Here is a 24,803-nt window from a genome sequence, read left to right as displayed (position 1 = left end):
GGAGCCGTCGAGCCCGGCGGACGCAACCCCCCTCGGTGCCGGTACGTAGGGTCGACGAAGAGGCCCGTCTCGGCCGGCCCGGCCGCACAAGCCCGCCCCCACCCCCGGCCGCCCGGGATTGCCTCCGCCCCCGGCCGCCCGGGCCTGTCCCCGACCCCGGCCCGCTCGCGCGACCCCGGCCCCGCAGGCCCGCCGCCTGACCCGCGGCAGCTCGCCGGCCGGCCCCGAACCCGCACCGGCCCACGCACTCCTCACCGTCGTACACGAGCACGGCGTGGGCTCGGTCTCCGGGAGGCGGGCCTCCTGCTCGGCGCGGTTCCGCACCGATGTCTTCGCGCGTCGGACGCCCCGGCGTTGAAGGACGCGCACCGGCCGCCGCCCACACGCCGCCGTGGCGGTCGACGAGCCGGGCGAAGTCCGGCCAGGTCCCTCTGGGCAAGGGGGCTCGCGGTCCCGTCCGCCACAGGTGGCCACCCCCGGCGACTCAGCCCACCCGCTCCAGCAACGCCACCGGCAGCCGCGCGAACAGCTCCTCCACGCGCGCGTGCCCCGTGAATTCCCGTCCGCCGTCCAGGACGTCCGCCCACCTCCCCGGCGGCAGCGCCAACCGGGTGTCCCGCCAGCCGCCCGCCTCCGCCAGCCGCAGCGACAGCCGTGTCACGGCCGTGACGGACTCGCCCGAGCGGGCGAACGCCAGGCAGTGCTCGGCGGCGGGTCCCTCGGCGGTCAGCGGCTCGTACGTCGCGGACTCCCCGAAGACCTCCGGCCGCCGCCGGCGCAGCCGCAGCGCCGCCGCCGTCACCCCGTCCTTGGGCCCGGGGTCCTCGGGCGGGAACCGTACGGGACGCCGGTTGTCGGGATCCACCAGGGCGAGGTAGTCGCTCTCCGTTCCCTGGTAGACGTCCGGTACGCCCGGCATCGTCAGGTGCACCAGGGCCGTGCCCAGCACGTTCGCCCGGATGTGCGGCTCCAGCGCCTTCCGCAGCGCGGCCACCCGCTCGCCCGGCACCCCGCACGGCCCCTCCGTGACGAACGCGGCCACCGCCTCCTCGTACGGCGGCTCCTGCTCCGTCCAGCTCGTGTAGAGGCCCGCTTCCCGGACGTGCTTGAGCAGCGCCTCCCGGACGCGCTCCGGGGCCGCCGGCCCGAGTCCGAACACCGTCTGCCAGGCCGCCCAGGCCGCCTGTCCGTCCGGCACCGTCTCCTCGGCGTGCGTGACCTGCGCCAGGACGTCCGCCCAGCGCCCGGGGCACTCGGTCAGCACGGCCAGCGCGGCCCGCACGTCGGCGCTGCGCTTGGTGTCGTGCGTCGACACGACCGTGCCGGTGACCGGCCAGTCGCGCTGCACGCGCGCGCAGTAGGCGTGGAACCGCTCCGGGGACACCCCCTGGCGGCCCGGATCGCCCCCCACCTCGTTCGCCGACAGCAGCGGCACGTACCGGTAGAACGCCGTGTCCTCCACCGACTTGGCCCGCAGCGCGGACGCCGTCTGCGCGAACCGCGTCCGGAACTCCACGGCCGCCGGACCCGCGCCCCGCCCCAGCACCAGGGAGCGCACCACGTCGACCGCCCCCGCCTCCTCGGGCACGACGAAGGCGCGCCGCGCCTCCTCGGCGGCCTGCTCGGTGACCACGGTGGCCGCGTCGCCCGAGGCGTACGGGCGGTACACCTCCAGCCGCACCAGCAGCTCCTCCAGGGCCGTGCGCAGCGCCCAGGGCGCCCGGTCGCGCAGCGCCGGGTCCGGCGAGGCGGCGCACACGCGGACGGCCGACCGGGTCAGCCGGTCGAGTTCGGTGGCCAGTTCGTGCGAGAGCACCCCGTACGCGGCCCGCCGTACGGTCGCCGCCCACTCCCCGCCCCGGTCCGTCTGCGGGGCCGCGAAACGCCGGTACAGCCCCAGCAGCTCCCCGGCGCCCTCCGGGTCGGTGAAGAGGCCGTCGACGTGGCGCAGCGCGTCGTAGCCGGTGGTGCCGGCCACCGGCCAGGAGCCCGGCAGGCGCTCCCCGTCCGCCAGGATCTTCTCGACGACCGTCCAGCGGCCCCCGCTCGCCTCGTGCAGCCGTTCCAGGTAGGTGTCCGGATCGGAGAGGCCGTCGGGGTGGTCCACGCGCAGGCCGTCCAGCACGCCCTCGTGCAGCAGCTGGAGGATCTTGGCGTGTGTCGCCTCGAAGACCTCGGGGTCCTCCACCCGCACGCCGATCAGCTCCGAGATGCTGAAGAAGCGGCGGTAGTTCAGCTCCGTGCGGGCCAGCCGCCACCACACCGGCCGGTACCACTGCGCGTCCAGCAGCTGGGGCAGGGGCAGGCTCTCGGTGCCCTCGCGCAGCGGGAGGACGTGGTCGTGGTAGCGCAGCACACCGCCCTCGACGCGCAGCCGTGAGAGCTCGTCGCCGACCGGTCCGCCCAGCACCGGCAGCAGCACCTGGCCGCCCTGCGCCTCCCAGTCGATGTCGAACCAGCGCGCGTACGGCGACTTCGGTCCCTCCCGCAGCACCTCCCACAGCGCCCGGTTGTGGCGCGGGACCGCCGCCATGTGGTTCGGCACGATGTCCACGACCAGCCCGAGCCCGTGCTCCCGCGCGGCGCGCGACAGCGCCCGCAGCCCCGCCTCGCCGCCCAGCTCCTCGCGCACGCGCGCGTGGTCCACCACGTCGTACCCGTGCAGGGATCCCGGGACCGCCTCCAGGACGGGCGACAGGTGCAGGTGCGACACCCCCAGGGACGCCAGGTAGGGCACGGTCGCCGCCGCGGCGGCGAACGGGAACGCGGGCTGCAGTTGCAGCCGGTACGTGGCCGTGGGCACGAGGGGGGCAGGGCGCTCAGAGGTCATGGAGACCTACGTACCCGCCCTGCCCCCTTTCGTGTCATCGGGGCCGCCAGGTGGACGGCCCGCGGGCCCCGGCCGCGAGGCGGCCGGTCGCTAGGCCGGCCGCTGCAGCACCGTCATGCTCCGGTCCACCAGCGTCAGGCGGTCCCCGGCGGCGACCTTGGCGCCCGTTCCCCCCGTCACCGCCTCCGGGTTCGCCGTGTCCACGACCACCTGCCACTGCCGCCCGTGGTCGACCGGCACCACGAACTCCAGCGGCCGGGGCGAGGCGTTGAACATCAGCAGGAAGGAGTCGTCGGTGATCCTCTCCCCGCGCGCCCCCGGCTCGGAGATCGCGTTGCCGTTGAGGAAGACCGTCAGTGCCGACGCCTGCGCCGAGTTCCAGTCCCGCTGGGTCATCTCCTTGCCCTCGGGTGTGAACCAGGCGATGTCCGACAGCTCGTCGTGGGTGCCCTCCACGGGCCGCCCGTGGAAGAAGCGGCGGCGCCGGAAGACGGGATGCTCCTTGCGCAGCCGCACGAGCGCGCGCGTGAACTCCAGCAGTCCGGTGCCGTCCCGGTCGGGATCGGGCCACTCCACCCAGGACAGCTCGCTGTCCTGGCAGTAGGCGTTGTTGTTGCCGCGCTGGGTGCGCGCCATCTCGTCGCCGTGACTGATCATGGGCACGCCCTGGGACAGCATGAGGGTGGCGAGGAAGTTGCGCATCTGCCGGGCGCGAAGCTCCAGCACCGCCGGGTCGTCGGTCTCGCCCTCCACCCCGCAGTTCCAGGACCGGTTGTGGCTCTCGCCGTCCCGGTTGTCCTCGCCGTTGGCCTCGTTGTGCTTGTGGTTGTACGCCACCAGGTCGTGCAGGGTGAACCCGTCGTGGCAGGTCACGAAGTTGATCGAGGCCAGCGGGCGGCGGCCGTCGTCCTGGTAGAGGTCGGAGGAGCCGGTCAGCCGGGAGGCGAACTCCGCGAGCGTGCGCGGCTCCCCGCGCCACAGGTCCCGCACGGTGTCGCGGTACTTGCCGTTCCACTCGGTCCACAGCGGCGGGAAGTTGCCCACCTGGTACCCGCCCTCGCCGACGTCCCACGGCTCGGCGATCAGCTTCACCTGGGAGACGATCGGGTCCTGCTGGACCAGGTCGAAGAACGACGACAGCCGGTCCACCTCGTGGAACTGGCGGGCCAGGGTCGCCGCGAGGTCGAAGCGGAACCCGTCGACGTGCATCTCGGTCACCCAATAGCGCAGCGAGTCCATGATCAGCTGGAGCACGTGCGGGGACCGCATGAGCAGCGAGTTCCCGGTCCCTGTGGTGTCCATGTAGTAGCGCGGGTCTTCGGTCAGACGGTAGTACTGCGCGTTGTCGATGCCCCGGAAGGACAGCGTGGGGCCCAGGTGGTTGCCCTCGGCGGTGTGGTTGTAGACCACGTCGAGGATCACCTCGATCCCCGCCTCGTGCAGCGCCCGCACCGCCGACTTGAACTCCAGGACCTGCTGCCCGCGGTCGCCCCAGGAGGCGTAGGCGTTGTGGGGGGCGAAGAAGCCGATGGTGTTGTAGCCCCAGTAGTTGCTCAGGCCCATGTCGGCCAGCCGGTGGTCGTTGACGAACTGGTGTACGGGCATCAGCTCCAGTGCGGTGACGCCCAGTTCGGTGAGGTGTTCGATGATCGCCGGGTGGGCGAGCGCCGCGTACGTGCCGCGCAGCTCCTCCGGCAGCCCCGGGTGGCGCATCGTCAGGCCCTTCACATGGGCCTCGTAGATCACCGTGTGGTGGTACTCGGTGCGCGGGCGCCGGTCGTCGCCCCAGTCGAAGTACGGGTTGACCACGACCGACGTCATCGTGTGCGGCGCCGAGTCCAGGTCGTTGCGCCGCTCGGGGGAGCCGAAGTGGTAGCCGTACACCTCCTCGCCCCATCGGATCGAACCGCTGATCGCCTTCGCGTACGGGTCGAGCAGCAGCTTCGCCGAGTTGCAGCGCAGCCCGCGCCCGGGGTCGTACGGGCCGTGCACGCGGAAGCCGTAGCGCTGCCCCGGCATGACGCCCGGCAGGTACGCGTGCCGCACGAACGCGTCGCTCTCGCGCAGTTCCACCGCCGTCTCGGAGCCGTCGTCGTGCAGCAGACACAGCTCTACTCGGTCCGCGGCCTCCGTGAAGACCGCGAAGTTCGTACCGGCGCCGTCGTACGTGGCGCCGAGGGGATATGCCTCTCCAGGCCAGACCTGCATGGATACGACTCTTTCAGGTGTGCCGCCCCGTCGGGGGTGCCTTGGCATCGAGTCTCCCGGAAAGTGAGGGAACCACCTCTGGCTTACGCCCCTCTTACCCGTCGACCAGTGCATACGCCGGGAACCGGGGTATGCCGAACCAGTGGGGCAATCACGTACTCCCGGGGCAATGGGGGAGTAGGGGGAAGATGTGCGCACGACAGTGCGCCGCCACCTGGGCAAGGTGGTGGCAGGCACGGCCATCGCGGTCGCCGCTACGGCCGCGATGATCGCGGTCACCCTGCCGGGCACGGCAGGGGCGGACGGAACGGGAGGGAGCACCGGACAGGCCGCGGGACAGGCGGCCGCAGAGCAGGGATCCGGAAGCGCCGGACAGGGCGCCGGACAGCAGGGCGGTTCGGCCGCGGTGGAGCCCGGAGTCGTCGAGGAGGCGCCGGCCGAGGGAGCCAGGGGCCAGGGCCGCGACCCGCTCACCGACGACGAGATCGCGCGGGTCGAACGCATCGCGCTCAGCCGGCAGTTCTTCAACGCCGGCGAGAACGTCGACGGCGACCGCGGCCCGCAGCGCGTGAGCGTGGACCTCGCCGAGCCGGAGGCGGACGAGGTGGACGATCCCGGCGCGCCCCGGCGCGCCGAGGTGACGTTCTACGACTACAAGGACGACACGCTCGTCACCAAGACCGTCAACCTCGACACCGGCAAGGTCGAGAGCACCGGCACCCAGCAGGGCGTCCAGCCGCCGCTGAGCGCCGCCGAGCAGGCCGAGGCCGCCCGGCTGCTGATCGCCGACCCGCTGGGCGCCGGCCTGAAGGCGGACTACAAGGACGCCACCGGCAAGGAGCTCACCTCGCCGGACCAGCTGGTGCTCGCCGGCATGGTGTACCGCGCCTCGCCGGGCGCCCAGCCCGCCGCCTTCGACCAGTGCGGCGTGCACCGCTGCGTCCGGCTGCTGCCGAAGGTCAGGAACGGGCCGTGGATCGACGCCCGGTCCCTGGTGATCGACCTCAGCGCCCGCAAGGTGGGCAGGCTCGCCGGCTGAGCCGCCCCTTCGTCCCGTTCTCCGACCTTCAGCTCCCGTCACCGGGAGGCAAGGGAGTCATGTCCTCATGCCCGTGAAGCGCACCGTCAGCGGCCCGCGGCCGCGGAGAATCAGCCGTGCCCGCAAGGGGGCCGCCCTCGGCCTGTCCGTGGCCGCGCTGGCCGCCGGCGCGACGGCGACCGGCACCGGCCCGGCCGCCGCCCGGCCCGAGGCGGCTCCGGCGGCCGCCGCCGACTGCAGCGCCGCCTACCGCATCCAGCAGAAACTCGCCTCCGGCACCACCTGGCGCATGTGCTGGCGCTTCGAGGCGAAGTCCGGCCTCATCCTGGAGAAGATCTCCTACCAGCCGCCCGGCGAGGCCAAGCCGATCCGGGTCCTCAACAGCGCGAAGATCGCCCAGATCCACGTGCCGTACGACGACGGCAGCAACGAGTACAACGACATCACCGACTACAACTTCGGCTCCGGCCTGGTGAACATGGCCCCCGGCGAGTGCCCCGGCGGCACCATCAAGACGGTGAAGGTCCCCGAGGCGTACAACTCGGACACCCCGAACGTGAAGGGCCTGTGCACCACGACCCGCGCGCGTGGGCACGCCTACCGCATGCAGACCGACTCGGGCAAGGTCTACCAGGCCCAGGGCAAGGACCTGCTGGTCTACACCGTCAACAAGGTGAGCTGGTACGAGTACATCACCGAGTGGCGCTTCTCCGACGACGGCACCATCAGCATGAACGTCGGCGCCACCGGCAGCCTCTCGCCCTTCGACTACGACGCCGGCGACGGCCGCGGCTGGCCCATCGGCAAGGGCGCCAAGGCCTACTCCACCAGCCACAACCACAACGTCTTCTGGCGGCTGGACTTCGGCCTCGACGGCTCCTCCAAGAACCGGATCGAGCAGTACGACTCGGTGGTCAAGCCGCCCGCGGCCGGCGCCCAGGGCCCGACCAACAAGACCACCCGGACCGCCGTCACCAAGGAACTCGCGGGTGACGCCGCGAACATGCGCTGGTGGCGCGTGGTCAGCGCGACCGGCAAGAACAAGGACGGCCACCCGCGCTCGTACGAGATCGTCCCCGGCGTCAGCACCAAGTACCCGGGACGGGCCTTCACCAAGCACGACATCTACTTCACCCAGTACAACAAGTGCGAGCAGTACGCCAGCAACAACGTGCGCCACTGCGGCACCCCCCGGCACGGCTTCTCCGTCGACAAGTGGGTGAACGGGCAGACGCTCACCCACCCCGTGGCCTGGGTCAACGTCGGCTTCCACCACATCGCGCGGGACGAGGACCAGCAGCCCATGCCGGTCCACTGGCAGGGATTCTCCATCTCGCCGAGGGATGTCACCGCTATGAATCCGCTCACTCCGCGCGCCCTCGCGGGCGAGAACGGGCGCCCGAACACCGGTAGTTGAGAAACGACCTGTCCATCCGGCTGCACCGCCGACCGCTCCCGGAGTACCCTTCCTTGATCGTTGGGACGGGGAGTGCTCGGGGGAGCGGAAGGCGGTGCTTGGGTGGGCTCGGGAGGGCTGGAGCTGCCCCCTGGTGACGAGGGTCACGAGGGCGGCTCCTCCACGGACGTCCCGCCCGGCACGGTGTCGCTGGCCCGGCCGATGGAGGGGGCCATCGGGCCGGAGCTGGACTGGGACGCCGACGCATGGCGGGAGGTGCGCACCCGCGCCCAGCGGGCCGGCCGGGCCTACATCTGGCTGAACCTGGTGGAGCAGCGGCTGCGCGCCGTCGTGGCCGCCGTGCTGCGCCCCATCTACGAACCCGTCCACGGCGACGACTGGGTGGTCGCCGCGGCCGGTCCCGCCGGACAGGAGTGGGTGCAGCGCGCCGTCGCGGTCCGCGAGGTCAGCCGCCGCAAGGGCTACCTGCTCGACCCGGCCGACGACAACGTGATCTCCTTCCTCACCCTGCCGCAGCTCCGCGAGCTGATGGTGCAGCACTGGCCGTGCTTCGAGCCGTACTTCGACGACCGCCGGGACGTCGAGCTCGCCCTGGACGAGCTGGAGGTCACGCGCAACGTCGTCTCCCGCAACCGGGCGCTGTCCGAGGCCGTGCTGAACCAGGCCGAGCGCGCCTCCGCGCGGCTGCTGGAGATGCTCGGCACCGGTGGCGACGTGCCGTCCGCGCGCCGGCTCCCCGTCGACGCCGTCGAGGACCTGGTGGGCGACCGGTACGCGGACGTGGTCGCCGTCCACTCCGACCGGGTGCGGCTGCTGCGCCAGTTCCCCGCCGAGGACATCTTCGACGGCGCCCGCCGCCTCGACGCCGTCGGCATCGGCCTGAACCTGCTCGTGCAGAACTTCTCCGGCCGCCGCCTGGTCCGCCTGGCCGAGGCGGGCGCCCGGGTCCGGCTGCTCTTCCTCAACCCGGCCTCCAGCGCGGTCAAGCGCCGTGAGCGCGAACTGGGGATGAAGCGGGGCGAGTTGAGCCGCGCCGTGGAGATGAACATCCTGCACATGCGCCGGGTGCGCTCCCGGCTGCGCGATCCGGGCGCCTTCCAGATCCAGGTCTACGACGAGACGCCCCGCTTCAGTGCCTACCTCGTCGACGGCGACGGTTCCGACGGCATCGCGGTCGTCCAGTCCTATCTGCGGCGCATGCGCGGGATGGAGGCGCCGGTGCTGGTCCTGCGCAACGGCAGCCGGGTGGTGAAGTCGGACGAGGCCGACGAAGGCGGTCTTTTCGCCGCCTACCGCGAGGAGTTCGAGCTGGCCTGGGCGGATTCGCGTCCGGTGTCCTGAAGTGTCCGGTCCCTTCCCCGACGTCTCCCCGGCACAAGCGGAATGCGATCCTCTGATTGTCAGTGGCGCGTGCGAAGGTGGAGGCCACTGGGGGAAGCACCACCAAGAAGGGGGGCCACCATGGCCTGGCACCGCGAGCTGCTCATCGGCTTCGACCTGGAGACGACCGGGACGGACCCGCGCGAGGCGCGCATCGTCACGGGCGCCGTGATCGAAGTGCGGGACGGGCAGGTCCTGGGACGCCGGGAGTGGCTGGCGGATCCCGGAGTGGAGATCCCGGCGGACGCGGTCGCCGTCCACGGGATCAGCAACGAGCGGGCGGCCGCCGAGGGCCGCCCCGCCGACCAGGTCGCGGACGCGATCGCGGACGTCCTCGTCACCTACTGGCGGACGGGCGTCCCGGTGGTCGCGTACAACGCCGCCTTCGACCTCACCCTCCTCTCCGCCGAACTGCGCAGGTACGGACTGCCGTCCCTGCGGGACCGCCTCGACGGCCTCGACCCGGCCCCGGTCGTCGACCCGTACACCATCGACCGCTGGGCCGACCGCTACCGCCGCGGCAAGCGCAACCTCGAAGCGGTCTGCGCCGAGTACGGCGTCACCCTGGACGCGGCTCACGACGCCTCCGCCGACGCCCTCGCCGCGGCCCGCCTGGCCTGCGCGATAGCCGAGCGTCACCCGAAGGTCGCGGGCCTCGGCCCGGCGGAGCTGCACCGCCGCCAGATCGAGTGGTACGCCGCATGGGCGGCGGACTTCCAGGACTTCCTGCGCCGCAAGGGCGACGCGCAGGCGGTCGTGGAAGGAACCTGGCCGCTGCGGGAACTGGCGGACAGCCGGTCGGCGTAGGACTCTGCCCGATCCCCGTCATCGAGCCGGCGAAGGCCATCGGGAGAGTGGCGGCCGAGGCCGCCCGGGCCGTGGCTCACCGTAGCTGAGGGCTTCAGGGCTTCAGGTCCTCAGGGCGAGGCGCACGCGCGCGCCGGTGTCGCGTACTGCCGTCCGCTTGCGGGACTGAGGAGCACCCCGCGCTCCCGCAGCCGTGACGGACGGGGTCGGGCGGGCGGTCTGCGGCCGGGCGCCGGGCACGTCGGGCCGGAGCGCGCGGGGGGCCGCGGCGCGGGCCGTGCTCAGAACGGGTACCAGCGCACCGTCTCGTCCCCGTCCCGCAGCGACGCCACCCGGCGCGTGAACTCCGCCAGCGCCTTGGGGTTGGCCGGCGCGTGCTGGGCCACCCAGGCGCAGCTCGCCGTCTCGCGGGCGCCCCGCAGCACCGAGCAGCCCTCCCATTCCCGCACATCCCAGCCGTAGGTCCCGGTGAAGGAGTCGTAGGCCTCGGCGGGCAGACCGTAGCGGTCGTGGGAGAGGGCCATGACGACCAGGTCGTGCTCGCGCAGGTCGGTGGCGAAGGTCTCCAGGTCGACCAGGACCGGGCCGTCCGGGCCGACGTGGACGTTGCGGGGCAGCGCGTCGCCGTGGATCGGGCCGGGCGCGAGGTGCGGGGTGAGCGCGGCGGCGGCAGCCGCGAAGCCGTCCCGGCGCTCGCGCAGGAAGGCGGCGTCCGCCGGGTCGATCGCGTCCCCCGCGAGCCGCAGCCAGCGCTCCACGCCGGCCAGCAGGTCGCGCGGTGGGAGACCGAAGGGCGGGGCGGGCAGGGCGTGCACGATCCGCAGGAGTTCGGCCAGATCCCGTGCCTCGGCGGGCCGTACCGGGTCGGGCAGCCGGTGCCACACGGTCACCGGGTGACCCTCGACCAGCAGGGCCTTAGGCTCGGCCGCCCGCACCGCGGGGACGTCCGCCTCGGCGAGCCAGACCGCGATGTCCAGCTCGCGCCGGGCCCGGTCGAGGAGTTCGGCGTCGCGGCCCACCTTCACCACCAGGTCCTCGACGGCGAACACCGCGTTCTCGCCGAGGGCGAGGAGTCGCGCGTCCGCGGCCGGGGCGGGCAGCACCCCCGCCGCGGCCAGTACGTCCCGCGCGCGTGCCTCGTCCATCGTCCGCCTCCGTGTCGTCTCGTGCGGGATCCGTCGCGACGGCGTCGGTATCCGGCCATCCGACGGCCAGTCTCGCATTCGCACAGGTCGGGCCGTGTGCAGGGTGCCTTGACGAGGCACCGTGGCTTCACGACCATGGCGGGGCCCGTCACCGCCGCGGGAAGGGGGATCGCTGCGTGCCGCCGACGACCGAGGGGACGACCGAGGAGGCAGGGCCCGAGCCGCGAGGCGCCGGAGGGCGAGCCACCGAGGCAGGAGCGGCCGAGGGCAGCAGGGCCGCGTGGCGCGCGTCCCGTGCCGGCCCGCCGCCACGCCCCGCCGTCGGCCAGGGCGCCTGGTTCCTCGTCCTGCCCGCGCTGATCCCCGTCCTGGTGCTGAGCGTCGGCCCCCTGCTGTACGGGATCCTGCTGGCGTTCACCGACGCCCAGTCGGGCCGGACCGCGCCCACCCAGTGGATCGGCGGGCTGAACTTCAGGGACCTGTGGCACGACACGCTGTTCTGGGAGTCGTTCCGCATCGGGCTGGTCTGGGCGGTCGGGGTGACCGTCCCGCAGTTCCTGCTCGCCCTCGGCCTGGCCCTGCTGCTCCACCAGGATCTGCGGCTGCGCTGGCTGGCCCGCGCGCTGGCGATCGTCCCGTGGGCGATGCCCGAGGTCGTCGTCGGCATCATGTGGCGGCTCGTCTACAGCCCGGACGCCGGTGTCCTCAACGAGACACTGCGCGATCTGGGCCTCGGCGACGGACGGGACTGGCTGAGCGGGCTGACGACCGCCCTGCCCGCGGTGATCGTCGTCGGCGTCTGGGCGGGTATGCCGCAGACGACCGTCGCCCTGCTCGCCGGGCTGCAGAACACCCCGCGCGAACTCCACGAGGCCGCCGCCGTCGACGGCGCGGGCGCCTGGCGCCGCTTCCGCACGGTCACCTGGCCCGCGCTGCGCCCCGTCGCCCTCGCCATCACGGCTCTGAACTTCATCTGGAACTTCAACTCCTTCGCCCTGGTCTACGTCCTGACCAGCGGCGGACCCGGCGGCCGCACCAGGCTGCCCATGCTCTTCGCCTACGAAGAGGCCTTCCGCTACGGGCAGTTCGGCTACGCGGCGGCGATGGGATGCGTGATGGTCGCGGTGATCTCGGTGCTCCTCGCTCTCTTCCTGGTGGGCCGGCTCAGGGGAGGTGACCAGGCATGAGGACGAGCACCACGGGCCGCGTCGGCCAGTACCTCGCCCTGCTCGCGTATCTGGTCTTCCTCGCCTTCCCGTTCCTCTGGCTGGTCTCCACGGCCTTCAAGTCCCCCCGGGAACTGGGCAGTCTGCATCCCACCTGGATCCCCGAGAACCCCACCCTCGACAACTTCCGGCAGGCCTTCGGCGAACAGCCACTGCTGCGCGCCGCGGGCAACTCCCTGCTGGCCGCCGCCGGGGCCGCGCTGATCGCCGTACTGATCGCGACACCCCTGGCCTATGTCATCGCCCGGCGTCGCACGCTGCTCGCGCGGGCGGCGACCGGCTGGGTGGTGGTCAGCCAGGCGTTCCCGCTGGTGCTGGTGATCATCCCGCTGTTCCTGGTGCTGAAGAACCTGCGGCTGATCAACTCCCTGCCCGGACTGGTCATGGTGTACGTGGTGTGGGCCCTGCCGTTCGCGCTGTGGATGCTGGCCGGGTACGTCCGGGCGGTGCCCGTGGAGCTGGAGGAGGCGGCGGCCGTCGACGGGGCCGGCCGGCTCAGGACGCTGGTGTCGGTGACCGCCCCGCTGCTCGCGCCGGGGATCGTGGCGACCGGCCTGTTCGCCTTCATCACCGCGTGGAACGAGTTCTTCTTCGCTCTGGTCCTGCTGAAGTCGCCGGAGAAGCAGACGCTGCCGGTCGTCCTCACCCACTTCATCGGCGCGGAGGGCGTCGCGGACCTCGGCCCGCTGGCGGCCGCCGCCTTCCTCGCCACCCTTCCCTCGTTGGTCGTCTTCGCGGTCATCCAGCGGCGGATCACCAGCGGCATGCTCGCCGGGGCGGTGAAGAGCTGATGCGCGTCAGAATCGCGGCCGTCCTCGCCCTCGTCCTGCTGCTCGCCGGCTGCACGGGCGGCGGCGGCCCGGACGACGGTCCGATCACCCTGCGCTTCCAGTCCCTCGCCTGGCAGGAGGAGTCCGTCGAGGCCAACAAGGAGCTCGTGCGGGAGTGGAACGCGAGTCACCCGGACGTCGAGGTCGAGTACGTCCAGGGCAGCTGGGACAGCGTCCACGACCAGCTCCTCACCTCCTTCGAGGGCGGTGAGGCGCCGGACGTCATCCACGACGCCTCCGACGACCTCGCGGACTTCGCCTACGGCGGCTACCTCGCCGACCTGACCGGCCTGGTGCCCGAGCGGCTCAGGTCGGACATCCCGCAGCGCAGTTGGGAGACGGCGACCTTCGGGGACGGCGTCTACGGCGTGCCCTTCCTCCAGGAGCCGCGCGTCCTCATCGCCAACGCCACCTGGCTGAAGGAGTCGGGGGTGCGCATCCCGACCCCCGAACGACCCTGGAGCTGGGCGGAGTTCCGCGAGATCACCGGGCGGCTCAGCGGCGACGGCAGGTACGGCGTGGCCTGGCCGCTGAAGGACCCCGTCTCCGCCACCCTCAACCTCTCCCTCTCGGCGGGCGGACAGCTCTTCCACCGGGACGCGGACGGCAAGGTCACGGTCCGTTTCGAGGCGGGCGACGAGGTCGTGCCGCGCACCATCCACGACCAGGTCGGCGAGGACGGCAGCGCGCCGGGCTCGCTCCTGGGCAGCGGCGGCTCGGACACCCTGCCCGGCTTCTTCGCCGGAAGGTACGCGATGGTCCCGCTCGGATTCTCCTACCGTCAGCAGATCGTCCAGCAGGCGCCGAAGGGCTTCGACTGGCAGGTGCTGCCCGCCCCGGCCGGCCCCGACGGTCTCACCCAGGGCGTCAGCCCGCAGACCCTGTCCATCGCGCAGGACAGCCCGCACAAAAAGGAGGCCGCCGCCTTCATCGACTTCCTGCTGCGGCCACCGAACATGGTCCGGCTTGCCCTCGGCGACTGGATGCTGCCCACCGGCAGCCGGGCGCTCGCCGACCCGGCCCTGCACACCACGAAGGACGACTGGGCCATGGGCACCGCGCTCGCCGCCCACCTCCGTCCGGCGCCCGCGCAGTCCGTCCGCGGCTACCCCGAGTGGAAGGACAAGGTCGCCACGCCCGCCTTCCAGGAGTACTACAGCGGCGCGATCGGCCTCGGTGAACTGCGGGAACGACTGGAGGAGGACGGGAACCTGGTGCTGGCCCGCTACCAGCGCTGACCCGCGCCACTCAATCAAGTTGCACGAGACGTATCGTCTCGTTTACGGTCGGCGGCATGACCGCTCCCGCGCACATCGCCATGTTCTCCATCGCCGCCCACGGCCACGTGAACCCCAGCCTGGAGGTGATCCGGGAACTCGTCGCGCGCGGGCACCGCGTCACCTACGCCGTCCCACCCGCCCTCGCCGACAAGGTCGCCGCCACCGGCGCCGAGGTGAAGCCCTGGCACTCCACCCTGCCCTCGCCCGACGCCGACCCGTCGGCCTGGGGCACCACCCTCCTCGACAACGTGGAGCCCTTCCTGGACGACGCCATCCAGGCGCTTCCCCAGCTGATCGAGGCCTACGACGGGGACGAGCCCGACCTCGTCCTGCACGACATCGCCTCCTACCCGGCCCGGGTCCTCGCCCACCGCTGGGGCGTGCCCGCGGTCTCCCTCTCGCCCACCCTCGTCGCCTGGGACGGCTACGAGGAGGAGGTCGCCGAACCGATGTGGGCGGAGCCGAAGAAGACCGCCCGCGGCAAGGCCTACTACGCCCGCTTCGAGGCCTGGCTGCGGGAGAACGGCATCACCGAGCACCCCGACCCGTTCACCGGCCGGCCCGCCCGCTCCCTGGTGCTCACCCCCAAGGCGCTCCAGCCGAACGCCGACCGGGTCGACGAGAGCGTGCACACGTTCGTCGGCGCCTGCCAGGGCGACCGCGCCGCCGAGGGCACCTGGACCCGGCCCGCCGGCGCCGGGAAGGTCGTCCTCGTCTCGCTGGGCTCGGCCTTCACCAGGCAGCCCGAGTTCTACCGCGCCTGCGTGCGGGCCTTCGCCGGCCTGCCCGGCTGGCACCTCGTGCTCCAGATCGGCCGGCACGTCGACCCTGCGGAGCTGGGGGACGTACCGGCGAACGTGGAAGTGCGGTCGTGGGTGCCGCAGTTGGCGATCCTGAGGCAGGCCGACCTGTTCGTCACCCACGCCGGCGCCGGCGGCAGCCAGGAGGGACTCGCCACGGCGACCCCGATGATCGCCGTACCGCAGGCCGCGGACCAGTTCGGGAACGCCGAGATGCTGCAGGCGCTCGGCGTCGCCCGGCACCTGCCGACGCGGGAGGCGACGGCCGAGGCGCTGCGGGAGACGGCTCTCGCCCTGCTCGACGATCCCGAGGTCGCCCGGCGGCTGAAGGAGGTGCAGGCATCGATGGCCCAGGAGGGCGGCACCCGCAGGGCGGCCGACCTCGTCGAGGCCGAACTGCCCGCCCGACGCGGGGATGTGACCGTCACACGGGAACGGCCTGGCGCGTGAGGGACAGACGCGCGTTGTCGAGGGTGGCGTCCATCCGCGCCGCCTGGCCCTTGGTGAACATGAACATCGCCGCGTCGTCGGTGTAGTCCATGTAGTTCATGAACATGTCGCCGTCCGGGGCGTTGTTGCACGTCACGCGCGGGAACCGGGGTGCACCCAGGTTGGGCCCGGCCTGGTTCGGGGTGTCCGCCACGAAGTCGCTGCCGCTGCAGCCCTCGTCGTCGCCCCAGATGTGCCGCAGGTTGAGCCAGTGCCCGATCTCGTGCGTGGTCGTGCGGCCGCCGTTGAACGGCCGGGAGGCGGTGCCGTTCGTGCCGAAGCCGGTGTGGGTGACGACGACGCCGTCCGTGGCGGCCGCGCCGCCCGGGAACTGGGCGTAGCCCAGCAGGCCGCGGCGCAGCAGGCAGACCCAGATGTTGAGGTACGCGTTCGCCGGCCAGGCGTCGTGGCCGCCGCTCAGGGTGAACTTGACGAGGTCGTCCGTGTCGAAGTCGCCGCTGCCGGTCTGCGTCCGCGTGATGCCGGACGTGGGCCGTCCCAGCGGGTCGGTCCGGGCCAGGTGGAACTCGATGCGCGCGTCGGCGACCAGGTCCCGCCACACCGAGGGAACGCTGCCGAGGTCCGGGTTGGCGGCCCGGAAGTCCTGGTTGAGCACGTCGATCTGACTGTGGATCTGCGCGTCGCTGATGTTCTGCTCGGGCGTGTTGAACACCACGTGCACCACGACGGGGATGTCGATCACACCCTGCCGGGCGGCGAACCGCTCGTTGTGCTCGTAGGCGAACGCGGTGTTCTCGATCAGGACCCGGTTCTCGGCGTACTCGGGGTTCAGGTCGAGGAGCCTGCGATGCACCTCCATGGCGCCGCACCAGCGGCTGTAGTCGTCGGAGGTGGTGCGGAGGAATGACTGCGCGTCGGACATGACTGCGTTCCTCGAGGACAGTGCGGAAGCCGCGATCGCGGCGGGGGAACTGCGTGCTCGTCACACGCTGTTGGGGGCCGACGACGCCGGACGGGGTGGGCGCTTGCCGACTGCCCCTGAGCCCATACACTGAAAATTCTAGGCAAACAGGCATGAATCCGCCAACCGATCCCGAGGTGGCAAGGGGGTACCGCCCCATGCGAGAGCTCCCGGCGGACCTGTTCCGGTCCTGGCTGCACTCCTACGAGGAGGACCACGGCGACGTGATGGTTTACCGGCCCGCCGATCACCCCTTCCCTCCGGCGCGTGGCCGCCGAGGTATGGAGTTCGCCCCCGACGGCACCTTCGTCGACCACCCCGTGGGGCGCGGGGACGCCCCGGACACGGTGCGCGGCCGCTGGCGGCAGGTGGGGGACCGCCGTGTCGAGGTGTCCTTCGAGGACGGGCGTGCGGGCCGGGTACTGGAGATCGTGCGCTGTGACGCGGACGTCCTGGAGGTCCGCACCCCGGCCGCCTAGCGAGCCGGTGCGACGCCGGCCTCGGGGGCCGGGCCCGCCGTCACGGCGCACGCGAGGGCCCGTTGACCACCCCCGTGAGGTCAACGGGCCCTCGGCGCCCGAGGGTTCAGACCCTCGCCGGCGGGGTCAGACCCTCACCGGTTCACCCTCGTCGTCCCGTGCCGTCGGCGCGACCGCCTCCGGCGACTCGTCGTGGGTGAGGTCGGGCAGCCGGTGCAGCCACTTCGGCAGGTACCAGTTGCGCTCGCCGAGCAGCGCCATCACCGCCGGGAGCAGTACGCCCCGGATGATCGTCGCGTCGATCAGGACGGCGGCCGCGAGGCCCACGCCCATCTGCTTCATGGACTGCATGGACAGCGTCCCGAAGATCGCGAACACGGCGACCATGATGACGGCGGCGCTGGTGACCACACCCGCCGTGGTGACCACGCCGTGCGCGATCGCGTCCTTCGTCGTGCGGCCCCGCAGCCGTGCCTCGCGGATCCGGGAGACCACGAACACGTGGTAGTCCATCGACAGGCCGAACAGGATGACGAAGAGGAACAGCGGCAGCCAGGTGATGATGGCGCCGACGCCCTCCGCGCCCACCAGGGAAGCGCCCCAGCCGTGCTGGAAGACCCCCACGAGGATGCCGTAGGCCGCACCCACCGACAGCAGGTTCAGCACGATCGAGGTGAGCGCGATCGTCAGCGAGCGGAACGACAGCAGCATCAGACCGAAGGCGAAGACCACGACGAAGGCGAAGACCGGGACGACGGCTCCGGCCAACTGGTCGTTGAAGTCCTTCGAACCGGCCACCTGCCCGGTGATCGGCGCGTCGAGGCCGTCGACCTTCCCGAGCGTCGCGGGGCGCACCTCGTCGCGCAGCGTGTCCAGGCTCGCGCCCGCCTTGTCCAGGTCGGAGCCGCCGACCAGCGGCACGTACACGAAGGCCATGTTCTGCGCGTCGTGCAGCTTGATCTCGACCGGACCGCGCGAGGCACCCGAACTGATCGCCTGCTCACGGAAGTCGGCGAGCGCGGACTTCACCTCGGGCGCGTTGATGTCGTCCGCCTTGACGACCACCTCGGCCGGCTCGGAACCGCCCGGGAACGCCTCGTTGAGCCGGTTGTACGTCTGGACGATCGGCAGCGAGTCGCCGAACTCCTTGTCCAGGGTGAGCTGTTGCGTCTTCATGCCGAGTGCGGGAGCCGCGATCGCGAGCAGCGCGCCGGTCGCCACGGCGACCGAGACGACGGGACGCGCGAGCACGCCCTTGAGCACGGCCGTCCAGAACCGGCTCTCGCGGTTGCCGCGCCCACGGTTGCGGCGGAGCCGGCTCTCCGGGTGCAGGTAGGGGATCTTGCCCTTCTCGACGCGCTCGCCCAGCAGGGACAGCAGCGCGGGCAGCACGGTCACCGAACCGACCATGGCGACGGCGACGACCATCAGCGAGGCCAGGCCCATCGCCTCGAACTCGGCGAGACCGGTGAAGAGCATGCCCGCCATCGCCACGCACACCGTGACACCGGAGACGACGATCGCGCGGCCACTGGTCGCTGCGGCGATCCGCAGGGCGGTCTGCGGGTCCCGGCCGGCGGCCCGCTCCTCACGCTCCCGGCGCAGGTAGAACAGGCAGTAGTCGACGCCGACGGCCAGACCCACCAGCAGCATCACGGAGTTCGCGGTGTCGCTCATCGGCATGACGTGGCTGACGACGCCCATCAGGCCCATCGTCGCCATGATCGCGGTGATCGCCAGCAGCACCGGCAGCAGCGCGGCCACCAGCGCGCCGAAGGCGATGAGCAGAATGCCGAGGGCAACCGGCACCGCGGAGTACTCGGCCTTCTTGAAGTCGTCCCCGAACGCCTCGTCGAACGTCTTCATCATGCTGGCGCCGCCGATCTCCTCGATCCGCAGCGACTCGTGCTCCTTCTGCACGCCCTCGACGGCCTTCAGGACCGGCTCCACCCGCTCGGCCGCGGTGTCGGAGTCGCCGGTGATGTCGAACTGCACCAGCGCGCTGCGGCCGTCCTCGGAGATGGTCCGCGTGTCGTACGGCGAGGTGACGTCGGCGACCTTGCCGGTCGCCTCGACGGCCTCGACGACCGCCTCGACGGCCTGCCGGAACTCGGTGTCCGTCGCCTTCAGACCGTCACCCTTCGCCTGGACGAGGACGGTCTCGCTCGCGGGCTCCTCGATCCCGGCGTCCTCAATGATCTTGGCGGCGGTGTGCGTCTCTCCCTTGAGCTGGTCGCTGTCCTTGACGTCGACCCGGCCGGCCGCCGACCCGAGCCCCATCGCCAGGACGACGAACAGCACCCATATGCCGACGGCCGCCCAACGATGCCGGGCACTCCAGCCGCCGGCCCGCGCGGCGATGCCCCGCACCCGCGAATCTCCGTTCCCCATGACGGGCTTTCCCCCTCGAGGTGTGGTGGCGGCCCCCTGCGGCCACCTTTCGCTTCGAAGGTATGGGCCGCATAAAACCATCTCGTCGTGCTGCCCGGTGAAGTCCGGGCCGCCCGGGTCCTCCCCTCGTACGCCGCCGTGTCACCGCTGGGGAGGAGATGGCCCCTTACATCTATTTCGAGGATCTCGGGGATCGTGATCAGGGAAGCGAGGCAGCCGCCCGGCTCCTCGGGCGGCGCTCGCCTTGTCGACATATGTCATTACGCAACCTTGTCGATCAAGTCACAGGGCGCGGGGAGAAGTTGATCCGGGCGCCGCCGATCGACGAGAGTTTCGGACGACCCCAGCCCCCGTGGCCCGGGGTCGCGGCCGTCGTGCCCGCCCCCACGGGGCACGACGGCCGCCCTATCGTGTGCGGATGACGACGACGTACGCGGCGCTGCTGCGCGGCATCAACGTGGGCGGCGCCAGGAAGCTCCCGATGGCCGCCCTGCGCGCCCTCCTCGAGGGCCTCGGCCACGACGACGTGCGCACCTACCTCCAGAGCGGCCAGGCCGTCTTCACCTCCGGCCACGGCGACGAGGACGGTCTCGCCCGGGAGATCACCCGGGCGATCGAGAAGCAGTTCGGCTTCGCCGTCGACGTGATCGTCCGCGACCACGCCTACCTGAAGGCCGTCGCCGAGGCCTGCCCGTTCCCGGCCGCCGACCTGCAGGCGAAGCAGCTGCACGTCACCTACTTCTCCGTCCCTGTCGAGCCGGACCGCTTCGCGGGCATCGACCGGGCCGCCCACCTCCCCGAGGAGTTCCGCCTCGGCGACCGCGCCCTGTACCTGTACGCCCCCGACGGGCTGGGCCGCTCCAAACTCGCCGAGCAGTTGTCCCGGCCCCGGGTGAACAAGAACCTGATCGCCACCACCCGCAACTGGAACACCGTGGTCAAGCTGGTGGAGATGACGCGAGGGGCGACGGAGGGGACTGCCTGAAGGCGCGGCCCAGGGCTCACGTCAGGACATTCGGCCATCCGGGCGGGGGCCCGCGCACAGGTGTGCGAGGCTCGCCCCATGCGCTACATCATCATCGGGGCAGGGGCGGTCGGTGGGACCGTCGGCGGGCGGCTCGCGCAGGCGGGGCAGGAGGTCGTGCTCGTCGCGCGCGGCGCGCACCACGCGGCGCTGCGCGAGGACGGGCTGCGGCTGAGGGTGCCGGAGGGCGAACTGACGTTCCGGCTGCCCGTCGCCGACGGACCCGAGGCGCTCGGCACCCTGCGCGCCGACGACGTCCTGGTCCTCGCGGTCAAGACGCAGGACAGCGAGGCGGCCCTCCAGGCGTGGGGTCCGGCGCCGGTCGAGGGCGGCGGCACGGCGGCCGAGCGGTTGCCGCTGGTCTGCGCGCAGAACGGCGTGGAGAGCCAGCGCCTGGCCCTGCGCCGCTTCCGGCACGTCTACGGCGTCTGCGTCTGGCTGCCCGCCACCCACGTCGAACCCGGCGTCGTCTCCGCCGCCGGCAGCCCCCTCACCGGCGTCCTCCACCTCGGCCGCCACCCGCACGGCACCGACGACACCGTGCGCCGTGTCGCCGCCGACCTGGAGAAGGCGCACTTCGAGGCGCCGGTCGTCCCGGACGTGGCGCGCTGGCAGTACGCCAAACTGCTGTCCAACCTGGGCAACACCCTGGAGGCGGTGAGCGGTCCCGTCGACGGCGAGGAGGCCGCCGCCCTGTACCGGCGGGTGCGGGCCGAGGGGGAGGCCGTACTGCGGGCCGCCGGGATCGCGTACGCCGGCGCCGAGGAGCAGGCGGCCGCCCGGGGCGACAAGGTCACCCTGGTGCCGCTGGAGGGTGTCCGGCGCGGCGGCGGCTCCTCCTGGCAGTCCCTGAGCCGTGGCGCCGGCAGCATCGAGGCCGACCACCTCAACGGCGAGATCGTGCTGCTCGGCCGCCTGCACGGCGTACCGACACCGCTGAACGAGCTGCTGCAACGGCTCGCCAACGCGTTCGCGCGGGAGCGCCGGGCTCCCGGCTCGCTGCCGGTGCGGGAACTGGTCCGGCTGGCCGACGAGGCTGTCGCGTTTGTTCAAGAGCCCTGAGCGCGCCGCTCCTAGCGTGAGGGGCATGAAGTACGACGAGACGCACCGGTACATGTCCGAATGTGCGGCCGAGGCGGCGCGCGTCGCGCGCGGCGTCCCGGCGGCCCGCCTGAACGAACCCACCCACTGCACCGACTGGGACCTGCGCGCCCTGGTCAACCACTGGGTCCTCTACACCTCCCACGGCCTGGAGCACCGCGCCCTGCGCCAGCAGCTCCCCGAGGACCTGGTCGCCCGCGACTTCACCGCCGACCCCGGCTGGCCCGCCGCCTACGCCGCCCAGCTCGACCGCGCGGTCGACGCGTGGGCCGACCCGGAGGTCTGGGAGGGCGAGGTCGACCTCGGGCCCGCTGCGCTGCCGGCCGCCGACCTGGCCGGGATGATCATCAAGGAGATGGCCGTCCACGGCTGGGACGTGGCCGTCACCACCGGTCAGACCTTCCACGTCTCGGACGCCGCCGCCGGCCTCGTCCTCGACGTCGTCGAGCGCCACGCCGACCTCTACCGCCAGTACGACGGCTTCGCCGCCCCGGTAGCGGTCCCGGCCGACGCGCCGGTGTTCGAGCGGGCACTGGCGGCGAGCGGACGGGATCCGCGACTGGGGGCGTGACGGGCGGGATTCGCAACGGGGCGACGGGGGCGTGACGGGCGGGGATGCGCGGCTGGGGGCGTGACGGCCGGGGGGCCGCGGCCGCGGGCGTGACGGGCGGGATTCGCAACGGGGCGACGGAGGCGTGACGGGCGGGGGTCCGGGGCTGGGGCGTGACCGGGCGGGGGTCCGCGGCCGCGGGCGTGACGGGCGGGGACGCGCGGCTGGGGGCGTGACGGGTGAGGCCGCGACGTGCGGCGTTACAGGCGAGGATCCGTGCGGCTGGGGGCGTTGACCGGCGCGCGCCGGCGGTCCCATCCCCCGCCGCTCGTCTCACGCGTCGGCGCGGGTCGCGGGCCGCCCCCGTTGCTCCGCCGTTGTGCGTGCCCAGCCCCGCGACCCCACGAGGGCCGGAGGGACAGGGCGGCCTCAGGCGCCGAGGGCGGCCAGCCGGGGCACGCGGGCCTCGTCGTACCGCTCCAACAGCACCCGCGCCACCTCGGGGGCCGGGCCGAGCACCTCGGCGAGGACGTCCGCGTCGGCCGCGCCGCGCGCGATGCGGTCCGGCAGGAAGCCGGGGGCCAGGACGTAGGGGGCCACCGCCACCCTCGAGCAGCCCATCTCCCGCAGTTCGCGCACCGCGTCCTCGGTGCGCGGAAGGGATGCGGAGGCGAACGCGGGCCGCACGGCGCACCAACCGGTGTGCCACCACTCCCGCGCGATGTCGGCGATCACCGCGATCGCCTCCGGGTCGGAGGACCCCGCCGAGGCCAGCACGACCCCGGTCGAGGACTTGTCGGCGGGCGTCAGCCCCGCCTCGTACAACCGCCGTTCCAGGGCGGTCAGCAGCAGCGGGGACGGGCCCAGGACCTCCGCCTGACGGATCCGCAGCTGCGGCGGCGCGTCCCGCAGGACCGCCGGGATGTCGGCCTTCGCGTGGAAGGCGCGCGTCAGCAGGAGGGGGAGGGCAACGACGTCCCGGACGCCCTCCGCCGCCAGGGACTCCAGCACCCCCTGCACCGAGGGGACGTTGAAGTCGAGGAACCCGGTCTCCACCCGCAGGCCCGGCCGCAGCGACCGCACGCTCCGCACGAGGGCGTGCACGGTCGCGGCGTGCCGCGGGTCACGGCTGCCGTGGGCGATGACGAGGAGAACCGGCCTGGTGCGCATGGGACTCAGCCCTTCACCAGCAGGCCCCGGCCGCGCAGCACGCGCCGCTCCAGCGGGCTGAAGATCAGCAGGTCGATGGCGATGCCGACGAACAGGATCAGGATGATCGCCTCGAACACCATCGCCATGGAGCTGGCGTTGCGGCCGTTCTCCAGCAGGGCGCCCAGCCCGATGCCCAGATCGGGCGACGAGGCGATGATCTCCGCCGCCATGAGCGAGCGCCAGGAGAAGGCCCAGCCCTGCTTCAGCCCGCCCAGGTAGCCGGGGAGCGCGGCCGGGAGCACGATGTGCCAGGCGCCCTTCAGACCGGTCGCGCCCATCGTGCGGCCCGCCCGCAGGAACAGCGGCGGCACCTGGTCGATGCCGGAGACCAGACCGTTGGCGATGGACGGCACCGCGCCGAGCAGGATCACCGCGTACATCATCGAGTTGTTCAGGCCCAGCCAGATCACGGCCGGCGGCACCCACGCCACCGACGGCAGCGACTGCAGTCCGGACAGGATCGGCCCGATGGCCGCGCGCACGAACTTCACCCGGGCGACCAGCAGGCCCAGCGGGGTGCCGATGGCGAGCGCCAGCAGGAAGCCCAGCAGACCGCGCGAGACGCTGGTCCAGATGTAGTCGAGGAGCCTGCCCTCCAGCCACGCTTCCCGGAACTCGCCTCCCACATCGGCCGGCGAGGGCAGCTTGGTCGGATCGTCGACGACTCCGAAGGTGATCAGCGACTGCCAGACCACCAGGACCACCGCGATCGCGATGATCGGCGGCAGGATCTTGTTGGTGAACGTCTGCCGGAACGGCGTACGGGTGACGACGCCGGTCTCCAGGGCGTCCAGGCCCGCCTCCACCGAGGCGACTTTCTGGTCGCCTCCGGCCGGGGCGTCCGTCGTCTTCGTCTCAGTGCTGGCCATGACGGCGGATCTCCCCACGCAGGACTTCGGTGATCTCCAGGGACAGTTCGGCCACGGGCGCGTCCTCGATGCGGCGCGGCTGCGGAATGCCGACCGTCCACTCGCGGGCCACCCGGCCCGGCCGGGAGGACAGCAGGATGACGCGCTGCGCGAGCCGCACCGCCTCCCGCACGTTGTGCGTGACGAACAGCACCGACAGTCCGGTCTCCTCCCAGATCCGGGTCAGTTCGTCGTGCAGCACGTCCCGTGTGATGGCGTCGAGCGCCGCGAACGGCTCGTCCATCAGCAGCAGCCGGGCGTCCTGGGCGAGCGCGCGGGCCATCGCCACCCGCTGGCGCATACCGCCGGACAGCTCGTGCACCCGCTTGCCGTAGGAGCCCTTCAGCCGGACCAGTTCGAGGAGTTCCTCGGCGCGGTCGCGGCGTTCGTTCTTCGGTACTCCGCCGAGCTTCAGGGCGAGCTCGATGTTCTTGCCCGCGGTCAGCCACGGGAACAGGGCGTGCTCCTGGAACATCAGAGCCGGACGCCCGTCGGTGCTGATGGAGCCGGCGGTGGGCCGGTCGAGCCCCGCCACCAGGTTCAGCAGCGTCGACTTGCCGCAGCCGGAGGCCCCCAGCAGGGTGACGAACTCGCCCGGCGCGACATCGAGGCTGATGTCGTCCAGGACGAGCTGCTGCCCTGCGGGCCCGGCGAAGGACTTCGATACGTGGTCGATGCGGGCGGCGTACTCCACCGACTCGGCGCTGTCCGCCTTGGCGAGGGTCGTGGCCATGGTCGTCACCTCCTGGGATCTCTTCCGACTTC

At 72.4% G+C, this 24,803-nt stretch carries 19 protein-coding genes and 1 pseudogene; 12 read left to right on the top strand and 8 right to left on the bottom strand.

Translation table 11 applies throughout. The features are described 5' to 3' along the window. Positions 1-484 precede the first annotated feature (484 nt). Positions 485-2,830: a malto-oligosyltrehalose synthase gene (treY, locus tag ACIHAR_RS16910; protein WP_400020047.1), complete on the bottom strand. Its 2,346-nt coding sequence runs from the start codon at positions 2,828-2,830 to the stop codon at positions 485-487. A 90-nt stretch (positions 2,831-2,920) separates the two neighbouring features. Further along, the gene (glgX, locus tag ACIHAR_RS16905) at positions 2,921-5,038 is read right to left on the bottom strand and encodes a glycogen debranching protein GlgX (protein ID WP_365470790.1); all 2,118 of its coding nucleotides are present in this window, start codon (positions 5,036-5,038) and stop codon (positions 2,921-2,923) included. 190 nt (positions 5,039-5,228) lie between these two features. Between glgX and ACIHAR_RS16900 the strand changes: the two genes are divergently transcribed. The 4 genes from ACIHAR_RS16900 to ACIHAR_RS16885 all read left to right on the top strand — a co-directional run bounded on the left by ACIHAR_RS16900 (position 5,229) and on the right by ACIHAR_RS16885 (position 9,681). Beyond that, complete coding sequence (locus tag ACIHAR_RS16900) at positions 5,229-6,077, top strand: Tat pathway signal sequence domain protein (protein WP_365470793.1); 849 nt, start codon at positions 5,229-5,231, stop codon at positions 6,075-6,077. Between the two features lie 67 nt (positions 6,078-6,144). Next, entirely contained in the window at positions 6,145-7,494 is a 1,350-nt protein-coding gene (locus ACIHAR_RS16895; protein WP_400020044.1) for a copper amine oxidase, read from the top strand. Positions 7,495-7,596: 102 nt separating this feature from the next. Continuing rightward, positions 7,597-8,835, top strand: coding sequence for an SAV2148 family HEPN domain-containing protein (locus ACIHAR_RS16890; protein WP_400020041.1), 1,239 nt, complete (start codon positions 7,597-7,599; stop codon positions 8,833-8,835). A 120-nt stretch (positions 8,836-8,955) separates the two neighbouring features. After that, the gene (locus tag ACIHAR_RS16885) at positions 8,956-9,681 is read left to right on the top strand and encodes a 3'-5' exonuclease (RefSeq protein ID WP_400020039.1); all 726 of its coding nucleotides are present in this window, start codon (positions 8,956-8,958) and stop codon (positions 9,679-9,681) included. 281 nt (positions 9,682-9,962) lie between these two features. Here the strand turns inward: ACIHAR_RS16885 and ACIHAR_RS16880 are convergent, their stop codons facing one another. Further along, positions 9,963-10,826 carry an aminoglycoside phosphotransferase family protein gene (locus ACIHAR_RS16880; protein ID WP_365470803.1) on the bottom strand — a complete coding sequence of 288 codons (864 nt, stop codon included), beginning with the start codon at positions 10,824-10,826 and terminating at the stop codon, positions 9,963-9,965. 176 nt (positions 10,827-11,002) lie between these two features. Between ACIHAR_RS16880 and ACIHAR_RS16875 the strand changes: the two genes are divergently transcribed. The 4 genes and pseudogenes from ACIHAR_RS16875 (at position 11,003) to mgt (ending at position 15,412) form a co-directional block, all read left to right on the top strand. Beyond that, positions 11,003-12,013, top strand: a complete 1,011-nt coding sequence (locus ACIHAR_RS16875; RefSeq protein WP_365470806.1) for a sugar ABC transporter permease — start codon at positions 11,003-11,005, stop codon at positions 12,011-12,013. After that, complete coding sequence (locus ACIHAR_RS16870) at positions 12,010-12,843, top strand: carbohydrate ABC transporter permease (RefSeq protein WP_365470809.1); 834 nt, start codon at positions 12,010-12,012, stop codon at positions 12,841-12,843. Before ACIHAR_RS16875 ends, ACIHAR_RS16870 begins: the two co-directional genes overlap by 4 nt. Beyond that, positions 12,843-14,120: an ABC transporter substrate-binding protein gene (locus ACIHAR_RS16865; RefSeq protein ID WP_400020036.1), complete on the top strand. Its 1,278-nt coding sequence runs from the start codon at positions 12,843-12,845 to the stop codon at positions 14,118-14,120. Before ACIHAR_RS16870 ends, ACIHAR_RS16865 begins: the two co-directional genes overlap by 1 nt. A 13-nt stretch (positions 14,121-14,133) precedes the next feature. Beyond that, positions 14,134-15,412: pseudogene (gene mgt / locus ACIHAR_RS16860) on the top strand (macrolide-inactivating glycosyltransferase). Here the strand turns inward: mgt and ACIHAR_RS16855 are convergent. Beyond that, positions 15,387-16,334, bottom strand: coding sequence for a zinc metalloprotease (locus tag ACIHAR_RS16855; protein ID WP_400020034.1), 948 nt, complete (start codon positions 16,332-16,334; stop codon positions 15,387-15,389). The pseudogene mgt and the gene ACIHAR_RS16855 overlap by 26 nt on opposite strands. A gap of 197 nt (positions 16,335-16,531) precedes the next feature. On the opposite strand from ACIHAR_RS16855, the gene ACIHAR_RS16850 reads away from it, so the two are divergent. Beyond that, positions 16,532-16,852: a hypothetical protein gene (locus ACIHAR_RS16850; RefSeq protein WP_365470818.1), complete on the top strand. Its 321-nt coding sequence runs from the start codon at positions 16,532-16,534 to the stop codon at positions 16,850-16,852. 126 nt (positions 16,853-16,978) lie between these two features. On the opposite strand, the gene ACIHAR_RS16845 is transcribed toward ACIHAR_RS16850, so the two are convergent. Next, positions 16,979-19,243 (bottom strand): MMPL family transporter, encoded by a 2,265-nt coding sequence (locus tag ACIHAR_RS16845; RefSeq protein ID WP_400020032.1) that lies wholly within the window; start codon positions 19,241-19,243, stop codon positions 16,979-16,981. A 418-nt stretch (positions 19,244-19,661) separates the two neighbouring features. On the opposite strand from ACIHAR_RS16845, the gene ACIHAR_RS16840 reads away from it, so the two are divergent. The 3 genes from ACIHAR_RS16840 (at position 19,662) to ACIHAR_RS16830 (ending at position 21,939) form a co-directional block, all read left to right on the top strand. Further along, on the top strand, positions 19,662-20,228 hold the full coding sequence (locus tag ACIHAR_RS16840; RefSeq protein ID WP_365470824.1) for a DUF1697 domain-containing protein: 567 nt from the start codon (positions 19,662-19,664) through the stop codon (positions 20,226-20,228). A 78-nt stretch (positions 20,229-20,306) separates the two neighbouring features. Beyond that, the gene (locus ACIHAR_RS16835) at positions 20,307-21,329 is read left to right on the top strand and encodes a ketopantoate reductase family protein (RefSeq protein WP_400020029.1); all 1,023 of its coding nucleotides are present in this window, start codon (positions 20,307-20,309) and stop codon (positions 21,327-21,329) included. A 25-nt stretch (positions 21,330-21,354) separates the two neighbouring features. Next, a complete protein-coding gene (locus tag ACIHAR_RS16830; protein ID WP_400020027.1) occupies positions 21,355-21,939 on the top strand; it encodes a TIGR03086 family metal-binding protein in 585 nt (194 codons plus the stop codon). Between the two features lie 408 nt (positions 21,940-22,347). On the opposite strand, the gene ACIHAR_RS16825 is transcribed toward ACIHAR_RS16830, so the two are convergent. Genes ACIHAR_RS16825 through ACIHAR_RS16815 form a run of 3 tightly spaced genes read right to left on the bottom strand, consistent with a single transcriptional unit; the run spans position 22,348 to position 24,771 of the window. Continuing rightward, positions 22,348-23,088 carry a sirohydrochlorin chelatase gene (locus ACIHAR_RS16825; RefSeq protein WP_388748474.1) on the bottom strand — a complete coding sequence of 247 codons (741 nt, stop codon included), beginning with the start codon at positions 23,086-23,088 and terminating at the stop codon, positions 22,348-22,350. Positions 23,089-23,093: 5 nt separating this feature from the next. Next, on the bottom strand, positions 23,094-23,999 hold the full coding sequence (locus ACIHAR_RS16820; protein WP_365470835.1) for an ABC transporter permease: 906 nt from the start codon (positions 23,997-23,999) through the stop codon (positions 23,094-23,096). Then, positions 23,986-24,771, bottom strand: a complete 786-nt coding sequence (locus tag ACIHAR_RS16815; RefSeq protein WP_365470838.1) for an ABC transporter ATP-binding protein — start codon at positions 24,769-24,771, stop codon at positions 23,986-23,988. Before ACIHAR_RS16815 ends, ACIHAR_RS16820 begins: the two co-directional genes overlap by 14 nt. Positions 24,772-24,803: the final 32 nt, after the last annotated feature.

This window comes from Streptomyces sp. NPDC052016, assembly GCF_044548445.1.
In the GTDB taxonomy this organism is placed as follows: Bacteria; Actinomycetota; Actinomycetes; order Streptomycetales; family Streptomycetaceae; genus Streptomyces.
This window is presented reverse-complemented; position numbering and strand designations above follow the sequence as displayed.